The sequence below is a fragment of the Pseudomonas donghuensis genome, assembly GCF_000259195.1.
Taxonomy (GTDB): Bacteria; Pseudomonadota; Gammaproteobacteria; order Pseudomonadales; family Pseudomonadaceae; genus Aquipseudomonas; species Aquipseudomonas donghuensis.
Genome location: NZ_JH650760.1, coordinates 122,767 through 145,642, shown reverse-complemented (window position 1 = coordinate 145,642; position 22,876 = coordinate 122,767). Strand labels below are relative to the sequence as shown.

The following is a 22,876-nucleotide window of genomic DNA, read 5'->3' as shown; positions in this document are numbered from 1 at the left end:
TCAGCGGCTACCACAGCCTGCCCCAGGCACAGATCAACCAGTTGCTGGTCGACCTTGCGGCCCGGGGCCAGCGGGTGGTGCGGCTCAAGGGTGGCGACCCGTTCATCTTCGGCCGTGGCGCCGAAGAGCTCGATCACCTCCTGCAGCACGGCATCGATTGCCAGGTGGTGCCGGGCATCACTGCCGCCGCCGGCTGCAGCGCCTATGCCGGCATCCCCCTGACCCACCGCGACCTGGTCAACTCCTGCCGCTTTATCACCGGCCACTTGCAGCACGACGGCGAACTCAACCTGCCCTGGCATAACCTGGCCGACAGCAGCCAGACCCTGGTGTTCTACATGGGCCTGTCCAACCTGCGGCTGATCGCCGAGCAATTGATCGGCGCCGGGCTTGCCGCCGACACGCCGGCGGCGCTGATCAGCCAGGGCACGTGCGCCGATCAGCAGGTGCTGCGCGGCAGCCTGGCGCAGTTGCCACTGCTGGCCCGCCAATGCCCCGCCGCCACGCCGACGCTGACGGTGATCGGCCAGGTGGTCGGGCTGTTCGCCGAGCAGGCGCTGCGCTACCCGGCGCACTTTGCCGGTGCCGCGCTGGCCGCCGAGGTCGCGCCATGAAAGCCCTGGCCCTTGTCCCGTGGTTATGGATGGCTTCGGCCCAGGGCGGCCCGGCCCTTGAGCAGGCCGCCGCGGACTACCAACAACATTGCCAGCAGTGCCATGGCACCCATCGCTTCGGTGCCAGCGGCCCGGCCCTGCTGCCGGAGAGCCTGAGCCGGATCAAACCCGCCGAGATCCGCCAGGTGATCACCGGCGGTCGCCCGGCCAGCCAGATGAACGGTTTTGCCCAGGTATTGAGCGCAGCCCGGATCGACGACCTGGTGGCCTACCTGCAACAGCCTCCGGCCACGCCACCGACCTGGAGCGACAGCGAGATCCGCGCCAGCCACCAGGTGTTCAACGCTATCGACAGCCTGCCCGGCACACCCCAGCACGGCGCCGACCCGCTGAACCTGTTCGTGGTGGTCGAAGCCGGCGACCATCACATCAACATCCTCGACGGCGACCGCTTTACCGTACTGGCCCGTTTTGCCTCGCACTTTGCCGTGCATGGCGGGCCGAAATTCTCCCCTGACGGGCGCTTTGTCTACTTCGCCTCCCGCGACGGCTGGGTCAGCCAGTACGACCTGCACAACCTCAAGCTGATCGCCGAAGTGCGCACCGGGCTCAACACCCGCAACCTGGCGGTGAGCAAGGACGGGCGCTGGGTGCTGGTGGGCAACTACCTGCCGGGCAACCTGGTGCTGCTCGATGCCCGCGACCTGAGGCCGGTGAAAACCATCGCCGCCGTTGGCCAGGACGGCACGCCGTCGCGGGTCAGCGCGGTGTACACGGCGCCGCCGCGAGACAGCTTCATCGTTGCGCTCAAGGACGTGAAAGAGGTGTGGGAACTGTCCAGCGCCGGCCAGCCCGACTTCGTGCCGCGGCGCATTGCCGCCGAGGATTTTCTCGACGACTTCTCCTTCTCGCCGGACTACCGGCAGCTGCTGGCCACCTCACGCAAGGCCAACGGCGGCCAGGTGATCGACCTTGACAGCGGCCAGGTGCTCAGCCGCATCGCCCTGCCCGGCATGCCGCACCTGGGCTCCGGCACCTGGTGGCGACGCGGCGGCGACTGGGTGTTCGCCACACCGAACATCAGCAAGGGGCTGATCTCGGTGATCGACCTCAAGACCTGGAACGTGATCAAGGAGATCCCGACCCTGGGCCCGGGCTTCTTCATGCGCAGCCACGCCAACTCGGCCTATGCCTGGACCGATGTATTCTTCGGCCCCGACAACGATGCCATCCACCTGATCGACAAGCAGACCCTGGAGATCGCCCACACCCTGCGACCGGTACCGGGCAAGACCGCCGCCCACGTCGAGTTCAGCCACGACGGCCGCTACCTGTTGCTGAGCATCTGGGCTAACGACGGCGCGCTGATCGTCTACGACAGCCAGACCCTCAAGGAGCTCAAGCGCATCCCGATGAACAAGCCCTCGGGCAAGTACAACGTCGGCAACAAGATCGAGTTCGCCGAAGGTACCTCGCATTAAACCGTGCGCGAGAACTGGCCTTTGCGCCCACCGCCCAGGTAGGCGTCAAAGGCCATGGCGGTGTTGCGCATCATCAAGTGGCCCTGGGGCAGCAACTGCAAGGCGTGCCGGTCAAGCGCCAGCAACTGGTCATCCACCTGCTCGGCCAACTGCTCCAGGGCCTCGGCGAAGTAGTCGTTGAAGCGGATGCCATGGGCCGCCTCGAAGGTGGCGAAATCGACACGGCCATGGCACATCAACTGGTTGATCACCTCGCGGCGCAACAGGTCGTCGGCGTTCAGGCGGTAGCCGCGCTGGATCGGCAACAGGCCCTGGTCGAGCCGCGCATAGTACTGCGACAGCAGCTTGACGCTCTGGCTGTAACTGTCGCCGACCTTGCCGATGGCCGACACGCCCAGGCCGATCAGGTCGCAGTCGGCGTGGGTCGAGTAACCCTGAAAATTACGCTGCAGGGTGCCCTTGGCGCGGGCCAGGGCCAGTTCGTCGTCCGGCAAGGCAAAGTGGTCCATGCCGATGTACACGTAACCGGCTTCAGTCAGGCGCTGGATGGTCAGCTCCAGCAGCTCCAGCTTGCGCTCCGGCGGCGGCATGTCTTCGCGGCGGATCATCCGCTGGGCGCGGACCTGCTCGGGCAGGTGGGCGTAGCTGTAGGCGGCAATGCGGTCCGGGCGCAGGGCGATGATCTTTTCCAGGGTCACGTCGAAGCTCTGCACCGTTTGCAGTGGCAGGCCATAGATCAGATCGACGCTGATCGACTTGAAGCGCGCGTGGCGCGCGGCGGCGACCAAGGCGTAAATCTGCGCCTCGCTTTGCCGGCGATTGACCGCGGCCTGCACGTCGGCATCGAAATCCTGCACGCCGAAACTCAGGCGATTAAAGCCCAGGCCGCGCAGCATCTGGATTTGCCCGGTACTGACGGTGCGCGGGTCGACCTCGATGGAAAACTCGTGCTCGTCGCTGTCATCGAGGTTAAAGGCCTGGTGCAGGCAATCCATCAACTCGGCCAGTTGCGCATTGCTCAGGTAGGTCGGCGTGCCGCCGCCCAGGTGCAGCTGGGTCAGCTTGCGGCTGCGCTCGAACAGCGCGCCCTGCAAAGCGATCTCCCGCTTCAGGTAGCCCAGGTACTCGGCCGCGCGGTGTGTCTTGCCGGTGATGATCTTGTTACAGGCGCAGTAATAGCAAAGGCTCTGGCAGAACGGGATATGGATATAGGCCGACAGCGGTTTGGCCATCGGCGCCTGGTTGCTGGCCTGCACCGCCTGCAGGTAGTCATCGAGGGCAAAGGCCGGGTGAAACTGCGGTGCGGTCGGGTACGAGGTGTAGCGCGGGCCCGGACGGTCGTACTTTTGCACCAGGGCGCGGTTGAATTCAAAGGCTGGCATCGTGATCGACCCATTGCTGATGGAGGGAAAGCCCCGGGCTGCTCTGTTCGAACAACTGGCAGATGGCATCCACTTCCACTCGGCCTGCGGGCAATATGCTGATGTAACCTGCGCCCAACTCGACCAGCCCGGCGCGGCTCATGGCCTCCAACTGGCGCCAGGCGCTGGCGAAGTGCTGGCGAAAGTCCAGGCCATAGCGGCTTTCGATGGCCTGGATATCCAGCTCCAGATCACAGGCCAGGCGTTCCATTACCCGCTGGCACACCTGGTCGTCGGCCTCGCAGCGCCAGCCGCGGCAGGTGGCCAGCTGGTCGTTGCCCAGCTGTTGCAGATAGTGCGCCAGGGTTAGCGCATTTTGCGCATAGAGCGCGTCGAACTGGCTGATCGCCCCCAGCCCGAAGCCGACATGGTCACAGTAACCATGGCGGGTAAAACCCTGACAATTGCGGCGCAGTCGCCCGCGCTCCTGGGCGATGGCCAGGTCGTCGTCGGCGCGCACGAACTGGCCCAGGCCGATGGGCTGGTAGCCCGCCTGTAACAGTTGCTCAAAACAGATGCGCCGCATCTGCGCCTTGTCCTGCTCGCTGCAGGGCGCTTGCCGGGCACTGCGGGCATAGCGTGGCGGCGGTTGGCTGTAATCGAACACCTGCAGGCGGTCGGGCTCAAGCTCGATCAGGGTGGCGAGCTTGCGGGCGAAGCTGTCCGGGGTCTGCCAGGCGTGGCCGTAGCCCAGGTCGACACTGACCGAGCGAAAATCAAAGGTCCGCGCCGCATCGATCAGCGAGTGAATCGGCGCCGGGTTCTGCCAGCGCGCGGCCGACAGCGCACCGTCCGAGGTGCAATCCGGCACGCCGATGCTGACCTGGTTGAAGCCCAGCTCACGCAACAGGCCCATGCTCGCCCAATCGGTGTGCTGCAGATCGACCTCGACGCCGTAGTCACCGAGCTCATGCTCAAGGAAGGTAAAGCGCCTGCGCAGGTGCGCCATCAATTGCTGCAACGCTGCAGCGTCCAGCCGGGTAGCGCTCAGCTGGAACTGCTCGACGCGCTGCTCGGCACTCAGGTGACAGCCCACCAGGGCGATTTCCCGCCGCAGGCAGTGCAGATAGCGCTCCTGCTCCAGACTCTCGAGCCCGGCCGGCACTTGCAGGCTCAAGGACAACGGGCGCAGTTGCTGGCGGCTGGCACGCAGCGCACGCAACACGTCCAGCGAACCGATCCCGGCGTGAAACCTGCGGGTATCGGCATGCCCCCTGGGCTCGCTCGGCCACTGCCCATACGGGGGTATCTGCGCGGGGTAGCGATGAAGAGTATCGAGCATTGCAGGGCTCCGAGACAGGCTGCGGAACCTGAGTGTCTGCCCAGAGCGGCCGGGGGGCCTTGATTTGCATCAAGCGCCGTGCGACTGGCTACCAGGTCAGGTAGAACATGGCCTTGGCCAGCACCAGAATCAGCAGCAGATGCGCGAAAACGCTGTGATGAATGAACTTCACCCGGCCGCTGCTCATCTGCCCGGTCCTGAACAGCAGCATGGCAATCAGAAAATGCACCAGTACGCTACCGGCAACGATGACCTTCACCAGCAGCAAGGTGCCGAACGACGAGCTCAGCGGCGCGGCCAGCACCGGCAGGTAACGCTGCCAGACCATCCCCACCCCGGCGCCGAACAGTACCAGCAGCACCCAGGGCATCAACTGCCGGGCGCGCTGGCCGATGGCCTGTTCGAGCAAGAGCATGAGTTTGGCCGGCAGCTGTTTGCGGATGTGCTCCAGGAACAACAGCTCGAAGAACACCGTACCGATGAACATCACTGCGGCGAACAGGTGCAGGGTTAACAGCAGCGGGTAAAGCATCGGGGCCTCGGCGCGAGTGTGGTACTGGGCTGGAGACTAGCGCGGCGGGCAGTAGCCTGCGTTGATGGCAATCAACAAAGCGCAGCCAACGTTCATTGCCGGCCCCCACACAAGAAATGCAATCTGCCCTGCTCTATGCTGACCTGTGTGAGTGCACATTCAACGCTGCAAGGGAGCGACAACATGGCTGATCCCTTCAATCTCTCTCGTTTCGTCGACGCCCAGGAGCCGGTGTATGAGCGGGTTATGCAGGAGCTGCAGGCGGCTCGCAAGACCAGCCACTGGATGTGGTTCATCTTCCCGCAGCTGCGGGGCCTGGGGCACAGCGAAACCGCCGAGCGCTACGCCATCAGCGGCGCCGAGGAAGCCCGGGCTTACCTGCAGCATGAACTGTTGGGGCCACGCCTGGAGCGCTGCGTTGCAACCCTGCTGCAGCACCCGGACAAAAGCGCGTTGCAGATCCTTGGCCACCCCGACGAACTCAAACTGCGATCCTGCCTGACCCTGTTTGCCCGGGTAGCGCCCGAGCCGCTGCTGTTCCAGCGGGCGCTCACGCAATTTTATGACGGCAAGACGGACACCCGGACGTTGGCGCTGCTCGGCGACTGAACAGCAGCCACAGCCGACAAGCGTCCTCCCCCTGGGCCTTTTGCGTTTCTGCGCCGCTTTTACATTTCTGTGCGACACATCCCACTTCAGGGACTCCCGTACCAGGCCCTCATGGTGGTAGCTTGGAAATGTTTTGTTGCACCTATCCTTTCTCATTATTTGCCTGCAAAGGAATGCCCCCCGCAATGAATTTCGCCCTGAAAAAACTGGCTGCGGCCACCCTGATGCTGGCTGGCCTGGCATCCATCACTTCGCCTGCCCATGCCAACATCACCGCGCAGCAGAGCGCGGCCATTCTCAAGCGCTTCAGCGACGCATCGGTCAAGGATTTCCGTCAGTTCCTCGCCAGTGTGGCGAAAAGCGAACTCGGCAAGGCCGACAAGCTCGACCAGAGCATCGCCGCCTTTCTCGGCAACAAGCAGCTGACAGCTGAACAACAGAACGAAATCCATCGCCTGCTGGGTATCTATGCGCGGGTGAAGTACGGCGATGCGGCCACCCAGACCTTGCGTGAACTGGTAGCCATTCCGACCTTTCGCGTCGACGGTGTTGCCCAGCACGACAACCCCGAGTTCATCAAGATCGCCGACAAGATCAAGGGCCTGGCCCAGGCCTTCAACCTGAACTTCCGTAACATCGACAACCGTGTCTATGAAATCTCCCTGGAAGGCCAAGGCGATGAAGTGGTCGGCATTCATGCCCACGCCGACGTGGTGCCGGTGACGCCGGAGAACTGGGTACTCAAGGACGGCACCCGCCTCGACCCGTTCAAGGTCACCCTGATCGGTGATCGCATGTACGGCCGTGGTACCGAAGACGACAAAAACGGTATCGTCGTGGCGATGTATGCGATGAAGATCATCAAGGAAGAAAAGCTGCCGCTGGCACGCAACTTCAAACTGCTGGTCGACACCACCGAAGAGACCACCGGCGACGCCATCCCCTATTACTTCGAGCGCAACCCGACGCCCAACTACAACCTGGCGCTGGACGGTGGCTACCCGGTGGTGATCGCCGAGAAAGGTTATGGCACGGTCATGGCCAGCTTTGCCCGGCGCGCAGGCGAAGGCAAAGGCGCTGAAATCATCGCGCTGACCGGCGGCCTGGCCACCAACCAGATCCCGTCCACCTCGGTGGCGACCCTGGTGACCGACAAGCCCGCCGAATTGGCTGCCAGCCTGCAAAAAGCCGGCGCTGAGTATGCCAAGGCCAATGGCGGCAACTTCGAGGTAAGCGCCAAGGTCGACGGCAAGGACGTCAAACTGACCGTCACCGGGGTCTCGGCGCACTCCTCGGAGCCGGAGTCCGGGGTCAACCCGGTGGCGCGGATGCTCGACTTCCTCAACAGCCTCGAAGGCAAGGTCGCGCTCAAGCACAACCACATCACCGACGCCGCCCGCTACGCCGCCGACAACTGGGGCCTGGACTACCTGGGGGGCAAGCTGGGAGTCGGTTTCGCGGACACATTCATGGGCCCGCTGACCACCTCGCTGACCTACGTCGGCCTCGACGACAAAGCCTTGAAGCTGGCGGTCAACCTGCGTGTGCCGAAGGGCAAAAGCCCGCAAACCCTGAAGAGTGAAATCGCTGGCAAGCTGGATGCGTGGAGCAAACAGAGCCACATCACACCGACCTTCGACTACTCGATCGCCGAGCCGATGTACCGCAACCCCGAGGGCGAATGGGTCAAGGCGCTGCTGGCAGTCGCCAGCGAGAACCTGGGGATGAAGCACGAGTTCGGCACCTCCGCTGGCGCCACCTCGGTGCATGAACTGCCCAATGGCGTGCAGTTCGGCCTGGCCATGCCCGACGTCAAGTACACCGGGCATAACGACAACGAGTTCAAGACCGTGGAGCAGTTCCTGCTGGACCTGCAAGTCGTGACGGAAATGATGGGGCGTGTGGGGCAGATGCCCAAGCTTTGACGCGCCTGGCAGGCCCGCTGTGGTGGCGGGCCTGCCTTGTTGACGGTGTTGCGCAGTTTCTTCAGCGATGTCGCCGTGCTGCAGGTTATGATCCCCACCCCACCATGGAATGGATCAAACATGCAAAAGACCTCGCCCCGGCCAAGGTTGCTCAGGGCCACACTGTTGGCATTGGCTGCGCTGACCAGCGCCAGCATCAGTGGCTGCCTGACCAGCGCGCTGTATAAGCCGCGGGCCAGCGATGAAGTCTATACAGAGCAGGTTGGCCAGCTTTATGTCACGGCTGACCAGAAGAGCCTTGTGGTGCTGGGCAAAAAATACCACTACGTCATCCTGGTCGAACCCGAACTGTTGCAGGCGATCCGCTCAGGGCTGCATGCAAAGATGCAGGCTGAGTTTCTGCCGGTCCACGTCGGCATGTTTAAAACCCTGGATGGCGAGTTCGTACTCAAGATTCCCGGGCTTGGGCAACTTGATCCACACGAGCTCAACGAGGCACAAGCGCTGGGCTTCGTTGCGTCGGCGCAGCAGGACGCCCTGCTGCATCGCTACAGAATCCGCGGCAGCCGGTTTGAGTCCGCCAAGGACATCACGGGTTTTCAGGGCAATACGCTGAACAGCACGTACACCCTTCAGGTGTCGGCCTACAGGGAAAAGAGCAAGGTTACCCAGGTACTGCTGACGCCGGTCACCGTCACCGCTGATGGCGTGTTGATGATCCTCGCCGCACCGCTGTTGCCGGTGGCGTTCATGGTGGCTCAACCGTTCCGGGTCAAGTAGCGGTCACGCAATCAAATAATATCATTTTGACATCAACTCATTTACCATCGCCGCGCTCTTCTGCGTGGCCCCACCTTTTTTGTCGCAACGAGGTCCAGCCCCGCACGGAAGCGAAGCACCCAAAACGCCGTTAAAGGAATGAACCGTGACCCCCGTGATGTTTCGCAAGACCCTGCTCGCCCTGGCCGTAACCACCACTGCCCTGCCCGCCTTCGCAGACACTGTCCAGCTGACCAACGCCGGCTTTAAAAGCGAGCACCAGCACTACAGCGGCAATCTCGAGATCACCGGCGCCTACAACGGCCGCAGCGCTGAAGATGCCATCGAACTCAACGGTTCGAGCATCGACAAAGACCTGATCCTCAACGCCACTATCAATAGCACCGGCGACTTCGCCGGCGGCGTTGACATGGACGTCTGGGAAGGCACGCAACCGTGGGTCGCCAACAGCATCGGCGGCGACGTAGTCAACAAGGGCAGCATCTCAGCCATCGGCGGTGGCGCCAACGCACTGATGATCGACCCGGCGAAGATCGGCGGCAGTGTCATCAACGAAGGCCTGCTGTACGCAGAAGGTGCGCCGCTGAACGACGACGGCGGCCGCGATGTCGCCCGCGCCGTGGATTTCTCCGGCTCTTCGGTGATCAAGGGCGACCTGCTCAATGCCGCCAGCGGCAAGATCATCGCCAAGGGTGAAGATGCCAAAGGCATCAACCTTGAAGGCGGCGAGATCGTCGGCAAGGTCATCAACCGTGGCCTGATCGAAGTCACCGGCGCAGGCGCGACCGGCATCGACGCCACCACCAGCGGCTCGGGCGCGTACACCGACATGGTCGACCTGGCCGGCATCGAGAACCACGGCACCATCATTGCCAACGGCGACGACGCCGAGGGTATCCGCATCGACGGCGCCAGCTTCACCGGCATGAACAACCACCTGGTCAACACCGGCACCATCCGCGCCGAAGACGCCGCCATCGCCATCGGCTTCAGCGACTTCGACAGCCCGGGCGCCCAGCCCTGGTACAAAGAAGAAGGCGATTTCAACATCTTCAACAGCGGTTCGATCATTTCTGCCGACGAGGCCATCGACGCCTCGGAAAGCAACCGCCCGGTCGAGCTGATCCTGCGCAAAGGCAGCGTGATCGTCGGCAACCTGATCGACCTGAGCAATATCGAGATCGAAGGCGACACCTCGTTCACCGGTACCGACAGCCGGGCTGACGGCGCCAACATTCGTATGAAAGACGGCGGCTGGATCGATGTCGGCAGCGTCAGCGACAACCTGAAAACCACCCTGACCTTCGAAGCCCCGCACACCAGCATCGACGGCAACCTGTACGTCGCCGGCAATTCGGCCCTGGGCCTGAACCTGAGCAGCGCCACCGACGCCAACACGGCTGTGCTCAAGGTCAGCGGCACCACCCAGTTCGGCCAGGGCGCCCAAGTGCAGCTGGCGGCCAAAGGCGAAGACTTCAACGCCAACGGCAGCACCTACAAACTGATCGAAGCCGGCCAGATTGAGCTGCTGGGCGCCGACGGCGAAAGCGTCGACCCGAACGGCAAACTCAACCTGGTCAGCAGCTCGGCGCTGCTCAAGGTCGACAGCTTCACCGTCGACAACAATCAGGTGGTGGCCGTGGTCACCGGCAAGGGCAAGGAAGAAGTCGAGCAGATCATCACCAACCAGGGTGGTTCGGCCAACAGCCAGAAAGCCCTGGGCAGCCTGACCGCCGACGGCATGATCGGCAAGCTGGCCAACAACGACCCGTTCAAGCAGGCATTGCTCAACGCCGATGAAGCCCAGGTCGCCAAGCTGGCCTCGGAACTGACCCCGGAAACCAACGGCGGCGCGACCCAGGCCGCCACTACCAGCCAGAACCTGGTGAGCAACGTCACCGGCAGCCGCACCAGCTCGCTGCGCGGCGCCTCCTCGGGCGAGGGTTTCAAGGAAGCCGGTGTCTGGGTCCAGTCGCTGTACAGCGATGCCTCGCAAGACCTGCGCGACGGCGTGGCCGGCTACAACGCCTACAGCCGCGGTATCGCCGTGGGTGCCGATGGCAAGCTGAACGACAACCTGACCCTGGGCCTGGCGTACAGCTTCATCAACACCGACGTAAACGGCAAAAGCGGCAACCAGACCGAAGTCGACAGCCATGCCTTTACCCTCTACGGTGGGTTCGAGCAGGGTAACTATTTCGTTGATGCCAGCCTGACCTACGGCTTCAACGACAACGAAAGCAAGCGCAACATTGCCGGCACTCGCGCCAAGGCTGACTACGACAGCGACCTGCTGGGCCTGAACCTGATCGGTGGCTACACCTACCGTATCAACCCGCAGGTACTGCTTGAGCCACGCCTGGCCGCACGCTACAGCCTGGTGAACATCGACGGCTACCGCGAGAAAGGCTCTTCGGCAGCACTGAAGGTCGAAGATCAGCGTTACGAAGCCATCGAGCTGGGTGCCGGCCTGCGTGTGGCGGGCAGCTTCGCCCTGGGCGCCGGTACCCTGGAGCCGCAAGCCAAGCTGATGGCGTATCACGACTTCGCCGCTGACGAAGCGAAAAGCACCTCGACCTTCCTGCTCGGCAGCACGCCGTTCGTGACCAGCGGTGCCAAGGCAGCACGCAACAGCTACGAAGCCGGCGTGGGTGCCGACTACAAGCTGGGCGCGGTGACCCTGGGCGTCAACTACGACTACATCGGCAAGTCGGGCTTCGATGCCGACGTGTTCTCGGCGAAAGTCCGTTACGACTTCTGATGAGCAACCGCCTTGCCGGCCCACGCCCGTGGGCCGGCGTCTGTCGAACCGTGGGGGCGCTGCTGGTCAGCGCCCTTCTCTGTGCCTGCCAATCCTCCTTTCAAACGCTGCAGCAACTGGCTGAACAGCACGGTCGACACCTGGAGGTAGTACCGGGACAGCCATTTCCGCTCGCCATGCTGGCACCACCTGACCAGCGTGCAACCGAGCGTCTGCGGGTGTACCTGGAAGGCGACGGCCATGCCTGGGCCACGGCGACTCAGCCCAGCCTTGATCCGAGCCCGCGCAACCTGCTGGTGGCACGACTGGCGCTTGAGGACCCGACCCCGAATGCCTATCTCGCACGGCCTTGCCAGTTCGTCACCGCAGCAGGCTGTAGCTCTGCGCTGTGGACTGATCGGCGCTTCTCCCAGGAAGTGGTCAGCAGCCTCAGCCAGGCGCTGGACCGGCTCAAACAGCGCTTCGGCAATCGCGAGTTCGAGTTGGTGGGGTATTCGGGCGGCGCGGCGTTGGCGGTGCTGCTGGCCGGGCAACGGGACGATGTCACGCAGATCCAGACCATCGCCGGCAATCTTGATCCAGGCTTATGGGTACAGCTCAAAGGCTTGTCGCCGCTGAACGGTTCGCTGGACCCGATGGCCTATCGGGACCGGGTGAAATCATTGCCCCAGCGGCATCTGCTGGGAGGTCGCGACCAGGTGATTGCGGGTGAGATCGCCGCCAGCTTTCGCGGCAATCTGCGTTCGAGCGACTGCAATCAACGGGTGATCATCCCTGGCGCAACGCATGAGTCAGGCTGGGAAGCTGCGTGGAGGGTTTGGCGAAGCCAGCCGATCGACAGGTGCAACCAACACGGAAACCGCGCTGAGTCGCCGCGTGCTGAAGATCGAGACCCACCGCGGCCGGCCGGTTCAGGAGTATGACGTGCGGAACCGCTGGTTCAACCTGGTCGATCGCTCACCTGTGACTGATGACAAACCCTTCGACGACTAGCCAGCGCAGTTTGTTTATCTTGAATCTGGCCTCCCGCTTGCAGCGCCGGCAACCATGCTCAGGTATGCATTAGCAGCTTCAGTAAACCATCTACATCAGCTAGTGCAGGAGCATGGGCTCCGGCATGACGGCACGATATGGATGGGCAAGCCGCTGAAAATCGCAGGCGCTCTTTCAAGTCTGCGATCCCCAGCATCTGCGCAGCCAGCCAACCCGCCATACAAGCATCTCCTGCGCCTACCGTGTCTTCCACTTCCACGGCAATCGCTGGCTGATCAAGTTGGCTGTCCGGGGTGTGGAGAGTCATCCCGTGTTCCCCTCGGGTAAAAAGGATCTGCGCCTGAGAATTCAGAGCACGCAGCTCATCCATTGCCTGGTATTCGGTCAGCCCTGGATAAATATGCCGGAGGTCTTCGTCGGACAGCTTGATCATGTCAGCAAGGGTGGTCATCGTAGTGAAGGTCTGCTCCCTATAATGGCGATCCATTAACGTGCGCCAATTAGGATCATAGCTAATCCGTTTACCGGCTCCCTTGGCCTCCTGAGCAATTTTAACCAGCCTGTCTGCGAGTGGTTGTCGAGCCAAACTGATGCAACTGAAGTGGCACAGCTCTGCGTGGTTGAGCCATCCTTCGGGCATCTGATCTGGATCGAAAAAAAGATCGGCATCTCCCGCAAAAAAGTAACGTGGAGGACGGCTCGATAGAACAATGGCGACCAAAGGATCTCGATCTACCCGTTGGATGAAGTTCATATCCAGCCCTGCAGCTTTCGACTGCGAGACTATCTCGTCGCCCATTGAATCTTTGCTCACTGCCCCAGCAAAAGCGCTGCTAACACCCAAGCGACCTAGTGCTCGTGCAACGTTCCAAGGAGCACCACCTGGGTAGCCCTTCCACTGTCCAGGGGTGCCTTGGACAAGGTCCGTCAGGGCTTCGCCAAATACTACTGCGCGAGGCAATACCATCGTCATTTCCTCAGTTTTTTATCGTAGGGATAACTGCAGGCTCATCAGCGTTGACCGGTAAACAATGACTCAATACGCAGGGTGAAAAGCCGGGTTCGATGCGTGAAGGCGGGTGGCCGATGCGTTCAAATATTAAAACCAGGTTTCCATCTGTATACCGTATTGCCATACACCTCCGGCGTTGAAGTCCGTCTTGCCGAAGTTGTCTGTGGCGCTGTATCTGTCCAGATCCGAAGACCAGTTCATGAGACTTGCGAACACTCGCAACTCGGGACGTGTGAGAAGGTCTCCAACATCAGGTTTGAATGTCGGGGCAACCGTGAATTTCCAGAAGTTACCGTCGACCGCATTACGTTGCATATAGCCCTTGGGATCGAGGTCCATGGTTTGCCAGCTCATTTCGTAGGCCATCTCGAAATTGCTGTTGATTTCATTGGCCAAGCGCACGTTCAGGGTCATCCAACGGTAGTCGTCACCCTTGACGTATCTGTCCTTGCTTTGTTCGGCCAGCACGCTGGGACCGATGCGCCAGCCAGGTGCAATGGGTGTCTCACCGTAAAGCGCCAGACGCAAAGCGCGGGCATCGTCGATCAGTTCGCCATCCGAGCCGATGTTCTTGACCTCTGCACCCAGACCTTGCCCATAGAGCAGTGCCGTTTTGAAGAAGCCTTCCCTGCCAAGAAAGTTTTTCTGGTGATTGGCCAGCATGCTGTGCAAGCCTGAATCCGCAGGCGTCAGGCCCGCTTCATTGCTGCGGGTGCCAATGTCGTTTTTCTTTGAGCCAATGGCATTGAACATCCACTGCCACTGACCATTATCAAAGAACTGGTTAGAGGTCAGGATGTAGCTTTCCACATCGGCGTTGATACCGCCTTCACTGAAATCCCCGTAGTTACGCCCGATCAAGGAATAATTCGAGCGCCAATGCTTGTTCATCTGCATATCGTAGATTCCACCCCCGGTGCCAGCCAGATAAACGACGTCCGAGTCCAGCCAGTGGATGTCGAAGTTATCCCTGTCGAATCGCTTGCCTGCCCACAGGGTGGCGTTCTCAAACACTGAATTACCCTTGAATGCAGCAAGATGGTCGAGCTCTGCAAATACCTGACGCACGTTCAGGTTACTTTCATTGGCCGTCCAGTCGTTGGAGCTTTCCACTCCATCGGCGATAGAAACCGTGAATTTGGAACGGGTGCCGTTTTGCGCATAGGCTTCTTTCGAGAGGTCTATGCGCATGTAGGTGTCGTCTTCGTTACCGAGTCGCCCGACGGCCCCGCCGACCGAACCGGCAGGGGTTGTATAAGGGCCACCACGACCACCGCCACGCCCATCGTTGATCAGCAGTCCGGAACGGGCGTAGCCCTTGAAGCTGAAGCCGTCAGTAAGGTGTCCGCTGCTGCCCTGCTTCTCCATGCTTTGCTGACGGGCTTCCAATGTTGCAACCCGGGCATCCAACGTGGGCGCCGCAATCGCTGTCGAAGTAGACGCAGGCGGCAAGGTGGGCGTTGCACGTTTGAGCTGCTGCAATTCCCTGGCGAGTGCTTGGGTCTGCTGTTCGGCTGCGGCTGCGCGCTTTTCCGCTGCGCTGGCACGGGCTTCAAACGCGGCCATGCGTTCTTCCAGAGTCGCGGCCTCAGAGGTCGCAGCCGATGTGCCGAGCACACCTGCAAGTAGCCAGCTTGATGCTTTCTGCATGTGGGTTTCCTGTCTTGTTTTTATTGTTTGCTCCTGCGACCAGCCCTTTCTACGTGCGTTTCGATTTGTTGCGGTCGACGTAAAAAAAAGGATGCCTCATCGCAAAGACGCTGCTACATTTGGCAATGTTAACGTTAACTTTTTTAAAAACAAAAATAAAGGGTCCGCAATGAAACAGCTGAAATCTGTCCTTCCAGCAGCACTCATTACCCTCTGCGCCGGACTGCCATCCGCCTCGAGCGCAGCAGATTTGACGATTTCGTGCGGTGCGGTGGGTGCGGAATTAGCACTCTGCAAGGAGGCTGTCGAGGCGTGGTCGAAACAGACCGGCAATAACGTCGAGGTGGTTTCCACGCCTAACTCGGCGACCGAGCGGCTGTCGTTCTACCAACAGATCCTCAGTGCGCAGTCCACCGATATCGACATCATCCAAATCGATATGGTGTGGCCGGGGATGCTGGCCAAACACCTGATGGATCTGCGCGAGGTGCTTCCTGCCAACGCTACCCAGGGCTACTTCCAGGCACAGGTGGATAACGCCACAGTGAACGGGCGGCTGGTGACGATGCCATGGTTCACCGACTCGGGCCTGCTGTATTACCGCAAGGACTTGCTCGAGAAGTACAACCAGCAGGTTCCCCAGACCTGGGAGGAAATGACCGCTACCGCCAGGAATATTCAACAGGCCGAGCGCACTGCTGGGAACCCCAATGCCTGGGGCTACATCTTTCAGGGTCGCGCCTACGAGGGCCTGACGTGTAACGCGCTGGAGTGGATCAGCAGCCAACCGGACGGCGGACTGGTCAACCCACGCGGTGACATCGTGGTCAACACTCAGGCCTCAAGAGCGGCTTTGACCCTGGCGAAAAGCTGGGTGGGAGACATCTCCCCGCGAGGCGTACTCAACTACACCGAGGAAGAAGGACGTGGCGTATTCCAATCGGGAAATGCGTTGTTCATGCGTAACTGGCCTTATGTCTGGGCCTTGGTACAAAGCCCGGACAGTGCCGTAAAAGACAAGGTCGGGGTCGCCCCCCTGCCCCGTGGCGGCATAACCGGCACCCATGCCTCCACCCTCGGCGGGTGGGGCCTGGCAGTATCGCGTTACAGCGCCCACCCAAAACTTGCCGCAGAGTTAGTGAGCTACTTGAGCAGTGCCCAGCAGCAGAAACATCGTGCCCTGGTCGGCGCCTATAACCCGGTTATCGAGTCGCTGTATCAAGATCCCGACCTGCTCGCGGCAATGCCTTATTACAGTCAGCTGCACAGCATTCTCAACGATGGGGTGATGCGCCCCGCCTCAATAACCGCCGATCGCTATCCACGGGTCTCCAATGCGTTCTTCGATCGAGTGCATGGCGTGCTGGCGGGCGAGCAGCCTGTCGATCAGGCGCTGAGCGAACTGGAAGGTGAGCTCACTCGCATCAAACGTCGGAGCTGGTAAGCCACAAGGAAGGAAATCGCCATGCCTGTCTCTACTACCCATGCCCCCCGTGAGCAGCTCCTGCTCACCCGGGAAACGCCTGTACAGCGCCGCCAAGTACGCACCGCCTGGCTGTTTCTGACACCGATGTTGCTGTGTCTGGCTCTGGTGGCGGTCTGGCCGCTACTGCGCACATTCTGGTTCAGCCTGACGGACGCCAACCTAGCGGACACCAGTGAAGGATCCTTCGTAGGCTTGAGCAATTATCTGTTCCACAACGGTTCCAACTGGTCGGGCATCCTGGTTGATCCTCAATGGTGGAACGCTGTTCGCAACACCTTGCATTTCACCGTGGTGTCAGTGGGACTGGAAGTCGTCCTGGGCCTACTGGTGGCGTTGCTGTTGAACATCAAGTTCACCGGCCGCGCCTTGGTGCGTGCGTTGATTCTGATTCCTTGGGCGATTCCTACCATTGTCTCGGCGAAGATCTGGTCGTGGATGCTCAACGACCAGTTCGGCATCATCAATCACCTGATGCTGAGCGTCGGCCTGATTGACGCGCCCCTGGCCTGGACGGCAGATGCGGATCTGTCGATGTGGGCGGTGATCATCGTCGATGTCTGGAAGACCGTCCCGTTTGTCACGCTGCTGATGCTGGCGGCCTTGCAGATGTTGCCGAGCGATTGCTACGACGCCGCCAGGGTCGATGGCATTCACCCGCTGAAGGTGTTCTGGCGTGTCACGCTTCCTCTGTTGATGCCTGCATTGTTGGTGGCGGCGATTTTCCGCATCCTCGATTCCCTGCGAGTGTTCGACGTGATCTATGTGCTGACCTCGAATTCTTCGAGCACCATGAGCATGTCGGTCTATGCCCGCCAACACCTGGTGGAGTTCCAGGATGTTGGCTATGGCAGCGCGGCCTCGACTCTGCTGTTTCTGGTCGTTGCGGTAATCGCCATGCTTTATCTCTACCTCGGACGCCGTCAAATGGAGGTTCGGTCATGAGCCTGCGCCTACTCAAAAAAACGCTGTTACGTCTCGGGTTCTGGTGTCTGATCGGGGTTTTGCTGCTGTATGCGGTCTTCCCTTTCTACTATGCCATCGTGACTTCGCTAAAGCCGTCTGGTGCCTTGTTCCAGGTGAGCTACTGGGTCGAAAGCCCCGACTTCTCCAATTACGCGGCGGTACTCCACCAAGCCTCATTCCTGCGAGCGATCGGTAACTCGCTGGTGGTTGCGCTTTGCGTGGTGACCCTGGCGCTGTTCCTCAGTGTGACCGCCGCCTATGCCTTAGGAAGGGTGAAGTTCCGTGGGCGTGGCACGGTATTGATGATGGTGCTTGGCGTGTCGATGTTTCCCCAGGTTGCCGTGCTGTCGGGGCTGTTCGAAGTGATACGTGCCCTGGGCCTGTACAACACGTCTTGGGCATTGATCCTGAGCTACACGATTTTCACCCTGCCGTTCACCGTCTGGGTGCTGACCACGTTCATGGGCCAACTGCCACATGAACTGGAAGAAGCGGCAATCATGGATGGCGCTTCGCCCTGGGTAACCCTTACCCGGGTGCTGTTGCCGCTGCTATGGCCTGCACTGATCACCACGGGTTTGTTGGCTTTTATCGCAGCGTGGAACGAGTTCCTGTTTGCCTTGACCTTCACCCTCACCGACACACAACGCACGGTGCCGGTCGCCATTGCCTTGATTTCCGGCGGTAGCCCCCATGAACTGCCGTGGGGGCTGTTGATGGCCGCATCGGTGCTGGTCACCGTCCCTCTGGTAATTCTGGTGCTGATCTTCCAGCGCCGAATCGTATCCGGTCTCACTGCCGGCGCGTTAAAGGGTTGATGCCCAACAAGTACAAGGAACAGCATCGTGATCAAACTGAAACTAGACAACGTGAACAAGCAACTGGGCGGCATGCAGATACTTCGCGACGTTAACCTGGAGATCGCTGCGGGTGAATTCGTAGTATTCATTGGCCCTTCGGGCTGCGGAAAGTCGACCCTGCTGCGACTGATCGCCGGACTGGATTCGATCTGCGCCGGCAACCTGCTGATCGACGGGCAACGGGTCAACGACCTGGAACCGCGTGAGCGTGGCGTCGGCATGGTGTTTCAGTCTTATGCGCTGTATCCGCACATGAGCGTCTACGACAACATCAGCTTTGGCCTCAAACTGGCCAAGACCGAAAAGAGCACCCTGCGCGAACGCGTGCTGAAAACAGCGCAGATCCTTCAATTGGACAAATTGCTGCAACGCAAACCAAAGGAACTGTCTGGAGGACAGCGTCAGCGTGTAGCAATGGGCAGAGCCATGGCGCGGGAGCCGGACATTTTGTTGTTCGATGAACCCCTCTCCAATCTGGATGCATCTTTACGGGTGCAGATGCGCAACGAAATCGCCCGCCTGCATGCTCGACTGAGCTCGACCATGATCTACGTCACCCACGATCAAGTGGAAGCGATGACCCTTGCCGACAAAATTGTTGTGCTCAATGGCGGTCATATAGAGCAGATCGGCTCACCGCGCGAACTCTATGAGCGCCCAGCGAGCCGCTTTGTCGCCGGCTTTCTCGGTTCGCCAAAAATGAACTTTCTAGCGGCGCGCCTGCATACCCCGGGCGAAACCAGCCTGGTCGATACCCCCGTTTTGGGTATGACCTCCCTACCCTTCGACAGCTCACACCTGGCGGCAGGCACGTTACTGAGCCTGGGGGTTCGCCCGGAGCATGTTTCGCTCAAAGCGGCAGGGGGGGCAGTCGGGATCGTCGTGGCCGGGGTCGAATACCTTGGCAGCGAAACGTATGTGCACCTCGAAACAGGCCAGGAGGAGCCACTGATCTGTCGTTGCGAGGTCAGCGCCGGATGGCAGGCGGGCGATCGGGTCGAACTGCAGCTGGACATCGACAACCTGCACCTGTTCGACAACGACGGTACGGTCTTGGAGCGTCATCCACAAGCCATTGAAACCCGTCCGAATGAAGTCTCTCTGCGCTCAGACCGAGCACCGGCCCTATGACCTTGTCTTCGAACAACATGAGCGATCCAATGTCTTCTTCCCTTGATCTTGCGCAGCAGGCACTGAGTGACGGCCTGTCTCGTGTCATCCAGGATTATCGGCCCGGTTATCATATCGCTCCCCCGGCAGGTTGGATGAACGACCCTAACGGGGTCGTGTACTTTCGTGGCGAATATCACGTTTTCTATCAACATTACCCCTTCGAAGCGAAATGGGGCCCGATGTATTGGGGGCACGCCAAAAGCGCCGATCTGGTTCATTGGCAGCACCTGCCCATTGCACTGGCACCCGGCGATGACTTCGACCGTGATGGATGTTTTTCCGGTAGTGCGGTGGTGTACGGGGATACCCTCGCACTGATCTACACCGGACACACCTGGCTGGGGGAAGTGGGTGACGAACGCTTGATCCGTCAAGTACAGTGCCTGGCCACCAGTATCGACGGCATCCGGTTCGTCAAGCAGGGCGCAGTCATCGAGACCGCGCCGCACGACACGATAATGCACTTTCGTGACCCCAAGGTATGGAAAGAGGATGACTTTTGGTACCTCATTGCCGGCGCACGTCTGGGCGATAGGCCGCTGCTCCCGCTGTACCGTTCTACGGACCTGTTCACCTGGGAGTTCCTCGATTACGTGTCCAGTGGCAGCGAGGGCGATGGCTACATGTGGGAGTGCCCGGATCTGTTTCGACTGAACGGACGCGATGTGCTGCTGTACTCCCCCCAAGGCATGCAACCCCAAGGTTATGAACGGCTCAACAAGTACCAGACCGGTTATCGAGTGGGCCGACTCAACAGCGAGTGGCACTTCACTGGCGGGCCTTTTATCGAGCTGGATAACGGCCACGATTTCTATGCAGCGCAAACGTTGATAGCCGCCGATGGTCGACGACTTTTGTGGGCGTGGCTCGACATGTGGGAAAGCCCGATGCCGAGCAGAGCCCATCACTGGTGCGGCATGCTCGGTTTACCGCGCGAACTTGAACTGCGCGCAGATCGCCTGCACGTGTATCCGGCACGGGAGCTCAGCGCTCTACGCAAGGCGCCATTGCCGAGTACGCCGTGGTGGGATGGGTCGGGAACCCGGTGGGTGCCGCAAGTGAAGGGCGATATGCTCGAACTCCATGTGCATCTGGATTTGCTCGGCTGCACCGATGGGCACTTGGGAATCGCCTTGCGCTGCAGCGACGATGGCCATGAAGAAACCCTACTCTACTATGATGCGTCGTTACGTCGTCTGGTGCTTGACCGCAGCCACTCGGGTGCGCAAGCCACAGGTCAGCGCAGTGTGGCGATAGACGCAAGGCAGGAGCGACTCGAACTGCGCGTGTTCCTGGATCGCTCGTCCATCGAGGTGTTCGACGAAAGCGGGTGCTTTAGCCTCAGCAGTCGCCTCTATCCGCAGCCCGACAGTCTGGGGGTGAAGCTCCTTGCAAGCGGGAATGGCGGGCGTGTCTGCATTCCCAGAGCATGGCCTCTCGCCTCGGGATGGCTATGAGCTGCGTCATTCGGATCGCAAGAAGCGCAGGCCATGTGTCATGATTCTCCGCAAACCTGACCGGTCTCGCCTCGTATGACTTCAGTGAAAGACGTTGCACAACTGGCCGGCGTGTCCCTGATGACGGTTTCTAGAGCGCTCAACAATCCGGAAAAATTGAGCCCCGAAACCTATCAGCGGGTACGTCGCGCCATTGATGAACTGCAATTCGTTCCGAGCCTGTCGGCGCGTAAGATTCGCGGCGACAACCTCCAGACACGAACCATCGGTGTGTTCGCGCTGGACACTGCGACCACACCGTTCGCCGTCGAGCTGCTGCTGTCCATCGAACAGACCGCGCAGCAAGCAGGCTGGAACGTCTTTATCCTTAACCTGCTAAGCAACCCGCCTACCGACCAGAACATCGACCTTATGTTGTCACACCGCCCTGACGGGTTGATCTTCAGCGCCATGGGGTTGCGCCAGGTGTGCATTCCCGAGCGGTTGAAGAGCAAACCCCTGGTACTCGCCAATTGCCTGGCGGACGACAGCCACCTGGTCAGTTATGTGCCCGACGACGAAACGGGGCAGTATCGAGCCGTGCATCACGCATTGAGCCAAGGCTATCAGCGTCCTCTGTTTATCAACCTGCCCAAACAGAGTCTGGCCTGGGGGCTGCGTCAGAAAGGCATGCAGCGTGCTTGTCAGGCATTCGGACTGGCGCCTGACGCACTCCTGCAGTACGACCTGTCCGATCATGACGCCTATGGTGAAACCGCAGCCATCCTCGACCGGCACATCACTGATGGTCGTCCCCAATTCGACATTCTGATCTGTGGCAACGACCGCATTGCTTTTTGTGCCTATCAAGTGCTGTTGGGCCGTGGTCTGAAAATTCCCGACGATGTCGCCGTGCTCGGCTACGACAACATGATCGGTATTGCTGAGCTGTTCATCCCGCCGCTGACCACGGTGCAACTGCCGTACTACGAAATCGGTCGCAAGGCTGCCCGGCACTTGATCGACAGCCTTGAGGAATCGGGAGCTCAGCCAGTGGATTGTCCATTGGTGGTCAGGGCATCAGTATAAGAATGAGGTAATTCGGGAGGCTTCAACCAGGGTTGGCCAATCGCGTTGCAGCCCGCCGTCGCGTCTTGGCACAAATAGCCAGGGATAACGGGCTGGCTAAGAAGTTCGATGAACCGGGTGATGTTTTTCTCGTCGTTGGAGGCAACATGGCGTTCCTTTTCCAGGCTATTTCCTCCTCGGAAAAGTAATGAGCCTCAGGCAGCTTCATTGTCCTTGGGAACGAGCAATACCATCGCACCGACGATCACTTCGAAAATCCCGCTACCGAGGATGACCATACCGGTTTCGAACCGCGCATAAAGTGCCGCGCCGCAGGCCCCGGCAATGAGAATGGAGGCACCCAGCGCAGCAAAGCGCAACCTTGCCAGCCCGGCGATCTCGCTTTGCCTGAATGTGGTTTGAATCAGCAGAATGAATGAAATGTCGATCAGTGGCCCACCGAGCGCGGCCAGGCCGGCGCCGAACATCATCCCGGCCAGGACGTACTCCGCTGGCAAATACATCACCGCCGCACCGATCGTCGCAATGCCCAGGCCGTTGACCACGGAGCCAAAGGTAAAGCCACCATACAGGCGGTGGATATGCAGGTTCCCGACGACGAAAATAGAGATCAGGTTGCCGCAGCCATAGGCGCCCATGATCAGGCCGTAGGCGGCAAAGTCCTGTACACCGAAGCCCTGGATGTCGTATTTGACCACGGCCAGCGCCATGCCGATAGAAATGCCCAGACTCCAGGCGATGTTGCCCAATCCAGCACACACATACACCGCCTGCATCTGCCGGCGACCGACCAGGCTGCGCCAACCGGC

General features: G+C 60.5%; 19 protein-coding genes. 13 read left to right on the top strand and 6 right to left on the bottom strand.

All coding sequences use genetic code 11. The features are described 5' to 3' along the window. Positions 1-614, top strand: a 614-nt coding sequence (gene cobA / locus UW3_RS26680) for a uroporphyrinogen-III C-methyltransferase (RefSeq protein ID WP_010221907.1), incomplete at its 5' end; no start/stop codon positions are given. Further along, a complete protein-coding gene (locus UW3_RS0108430) occupies positions 611-2,095 on the top strand; it encodes a nitrite reductase (RefSeq protein ID WP_010221906.1) in 1,485 nt (494 codons plus the stop codon). The genes cobA and UW3_RS0108430, both read left to right, overlap by 4 nt. Here UW3_RS0108430 and hemN read toward each other — a convergent pair. From hemN to UW3_RS0108415, 3 genes are all read right to left on the bottom strand, one after another. Continuing rightward, positions 2,092-3,477, bottom strand: coding sequence for an oxygen-independent coproporphyrinogen III oxidase (gene hemN, locus UW3_RS0108425; protein ID WP_010221905.1), 1,386 nt, complete (start codon positions 3,475-3,477; stop codon positions 2,092-2,094). The two genes, UW3_RS0108430 and hemN, sit on opposite strands and share 4 nt — an antisense overlap. Beyond that, positions 3,464-4,798: an oxygen-independent coproporphyrinogen III oxidase gene (locus UW3_RS0108420; RefSeq protein ID WP_050990001.1), complete on the bottom strand. Its 1,335-nt coding sequence runs from the start codon at positions 4,796-4,798 to the stop codon at positions 3,464-3,466. Before UW3_RS0108420 ends, hemN begins: the two co-directional genes overlap by 14 nt. 88 nt (positions 4,799-4,886) lie before the next feature. Continuing rightward, positions 4,887-5,330: a CopD family copper resistance protein gene (locus UW3_RS0108415; RefSeq protein WP_010221903.1), complete on the bottom strand. Its 444-nt coding sequence runs from the start codon at positions 5,328-5,330 to the stop codon at positions 4,887-4,889. A gap of 183 nt (positions 5,331-5,513) precedes the next feature. Between UW3_RS0108415 and UW3_RS0108410 the strand changes: the two genes are divergently transcribed. The 5 genes from UW3_RS0108410 to UW3_RS0108390 all read left to right on the top strand — a co-directional run bounded on the left by UW3_RS0108410 (position 5,514) and on the right by UW3_RS0108390 (position 12,328). After that, positions 5,514-5,939 carry a DUF1810 domain-containing protein gene (locus tag UW3_RS0108410; protein ID WP_010221902.1) on the top strand — a complete coding sequence of 142 codons (426 nt, stop codon included), beginning with the start codon at positions 5,514-5,516 and terminating at the stop codon, positions 5,937-5,939. Between the two features lie 185 nt (positions 5,940-6,124). Beyond that, positions 6,125-7,864 (top strand): dipeptidase, encoded by a 1,740-nt coding sequence (locus UW3_RS0108405; RefSeq protein WP_010221901.1) that lies wholly within the window; start codon positions 6,125-6,127, stop codon positions 7,862-7,864. A gap of 45 nt (positions 7,865-7,909) precedes the next feature. After that, positions 7,910-8,644 (top strand): hypothetical protein, encoded by a 735-nt coding sequence (locus tag UW3_RS0108400; protein ID WP_223253864.1) that lies wholly within the window; start codon positions 7,910-7,912, stop codon positions 8,642-8,644. A 157-nt stretch (positions 8,645-8,801) separates the two neighbouring features. Beyond that, entirely contained in the window at positions 8,802-11,405 is a 2,604-nt protein-coding gene (locus tag UW3_RS0108395) for an autotransporter family protein (protein WP_010221899.1), read from the top strand. Continuing rightward, a complete protein-coding gene (locus tag UW3_RS0108390; RefSeq protein WP_010221897.1) occupies positions 11,405-12,328 on the top strand; it encodes an alpha/beta fold hydrolase in 924 nt (307 codons plus the stop codon). The genes UW3_RS0108395 and UW3_RS0108390 overlap by 1 nt, the downstream gene beginning before the upstream one ends. A 128-nt stretch (positions 12,329-12,456) precedes the next feature. Here the strand turns inward: UW3_RS0108390 and UW3_RS0108385 are convergent, their stop codons facing one another. Both UW3_RS0108385 and UW3_RS0108380 read right to left on the bottom strand, forming a co-directional pair. Further along, the gene (locus tag UW3_RS0108385; RefSeq protein WP_026001238.1) at positions 12,457-13,365 is read right to left on the bottom strand and encodes a carbohydrate kinase family protein; all 909 of its coding nucleotides are present in this window, start codon (positions 13,363-13,365) and stop codon (positions 12,457-12,459) included. A 132-nt stretch (positions 13,366-13,497) separates the two neighbouring features. Further along, positions 13,498-15,060, bottom strand: coding sequence for a carbohydrate porin (locus tag UW3_RS0108380; protein WP_036995409.1), 1,563 nt, complete (start codon positions 15,058-15,060; stop codon positions 13,498-13,500). Between the two features lie 169 nt (positions 15,061-15,229). On the opposite strand from UW3_RS0108380, the gene UW3_RS0108375 reads away from it, so the two are divergent. From UW3_RS0108375 to UW3_RS0108350, 6 genes are all read left to right on the top strand, one after another. Beyond that, on the top strand, positions 15,230-16,504 hold the full coding sequence (locus UW3_RS0108375) for an ABC transporter substrate-binding protein (RefSeq protein WP_010221892.1): 1,275 nt from the start codon (positions 15,230-15,232) through the stop codon (positions 16,502-16,504). 21 nt (positions 16,505-16,525) lie between these two features. After that, on the top strand, positions 16,526-17,488 hold the full coding sequence (locus tag UW3_RS0108370) for a carbohydrate ABC transporter permease (RefSeq protein WP_010221891.1): 963 nt from the start codon (positions 16,526-16,528) through the stop codon (positions 17,486-17,488). Continuing rightward, complete coding sequence (locus UW3_RS0108365) at positions 17,485-18,327, top strand: carbohydrate ABC transporter permease (RefSeq protein WP_010221890.1); 843 nt, start codon at positions 17,485-17,487, stop codon at positions 18,325-18,327. Before UW3_RS0108370 ends, UW3_RS0108365 begins: the two co-directional genes overlap by 4 nt. Before the next feature lie 27 nt (positions 18,328-18,354). Next, the gene (locus tag UW3_RS0108360) at positions 18,355-19,500 is read left to right on the top strand and encodes an ABC transporter ATP-binding protein (protein WP_010221889.1); all 1,146 of its coding nucleotides are present in this window, start codon (positions 18,355-18,357) and stop codon (positions 19,498-19,500) included. Then, positions 19,497-20,999 carry a glycoside hydrolase family 32 protein gene (locus tag UW3_RS0108355; protein ID WP_026001237.1) on the top strand — a complete coding sequence of 501 codons (1,503 nt, stop codon included), beginning with the start codon at positions 19,497-19,499 and terminating at the stop codon, positions 20,997-20,999. The genes UW3_RS0108360 and UW3_RS0108355 overlap by 4 nt, the downstream gene beginning before the upstream one ends. Before the next feature lie 75 nt (positions 21,000-21,074). Next, positions 21,075-22,067, top strand: a complete 993-nt coding sequence (locus UW3_RS0108350; RefSeq protein WP_010221887.1) for a LacI family DNA-binding transcriptional regulator — start codon at positions 21,075-21,077, stop codon at positions 22,065-22,067. Positions 22,068-22,261: 194 nt separating this feature from the next. Here the strand turns inward: UW3_RS0108350 and UW3_RS29055 are convergent. After that, positions 22,262-22,876 (bottom strand): hypothetical protein (locus tag UW3_RS29055; RefSeq protein ID WP_010221886.1); only part of this gene is annotated, 615 nt, incomplete at its 5' end.

Coding starts and splice junctions, on each gene's coding strand:
- UW3_RS0108430 (WP_010221906.1), top strand. CDS start 611: ATGAAAGCCCTGGCCCTTGTCCCGTGGTTATGGATGGCTTCGGCCCAG.
- hemN (WP_010221905.1), bottom strand. CDS start 3,477: ATGCCAGCCTTTGAATTCAACCGCGCCCTGGTGCAAAAGTACGACCGT.
- UW3_RS0108420 (WP_050990001.1), bottom strand. CDS start 4,798: ATGCTCGATACTCTTCATCGCTACCCCGCGCAGATACCCCCGTATGGG.
- UW3_RS0108415 (WP_010221903.1), bottom strand. CDS start 5,330: ATGCTTTACCCGCTGCTGTTAACCCTGCACCTGTTCGCCGCAGTGATG.
- UW3_RS0108410 (WP_010221902.1), top strand. CDS start 5,514: ATGGCTGATCCCTTCAATCTCTCTCGTTTCGTCGACGCCCAGGAGCCG.
- UW3_RS0108405 (WP_010221901.1), top strand. CDS start 6,125: ATGAATTTCGCCCTGAAAAAACTGGCTGCGGCCACCCTGATGCTGGCT.
- UW3_RS0108395 (WP_010221899.1), top strand. CDS start 8,802: ATGTTTCGCAAGACCCTGCTCGCCCTGGCCGTAACCACCACTGCCCTG.
- UW3_RS0108390 (WP_010221897.1), top strand. CDS start 11,405: ATGAGCAACCGCCTTGCCGGCCCACGCCCGTGGGCCGGCGTCTGTCGA.
- UW3_RS0108385 (WP_026001238.1), bottom strand. CDS start 13,365: ATGGTATTGCCTCGCGCAGTAGTATTTGGCGAAGCCCTGACGGACCTT.
- UW3_RS0108380 (WP_036995409.1), bottom strand. CDS start 15,060: ATGCAGAAAGCATCAAGCTGGCTACTTGCAGGTGTGCTCGGCACATCG.
- UW3_RS0108375 (WP_010221892.1), top strand. CDS start 15,230: ATGAAACAGCTGAAATCTGTCCTTCCAGCAGCACTCATTACCCTCTGC.
- UW3_RS0108370 (WP_010221891.1), top strand. CDS start 16,526: ATGCCTGTCTCTACTACCCATGCCCCCCGTGAGCAGCTCCTGCTCACC.
- UW3_RS0108365 (WP_010221890.1), top strand. CDS start 17,485: ATGAGCCTGCGCCTACTCAAAAAAACGCTGTTACGTCTCGGGTTCTGG.
- UW3_RS0108355 (WP_026001237.1), top strand. CDS start 19,497: ATGACCTTGTCTTCGAACAACATGAGCGATCCAATGTCTTCTTCCCTT.
- UW3_RS0108350 (WP_010221887.1), top strand. CDS start 21,075: ATGACTTCAGTGAAAGACGTTGCACAACTGGCCGGCGTGTCCCTGATG.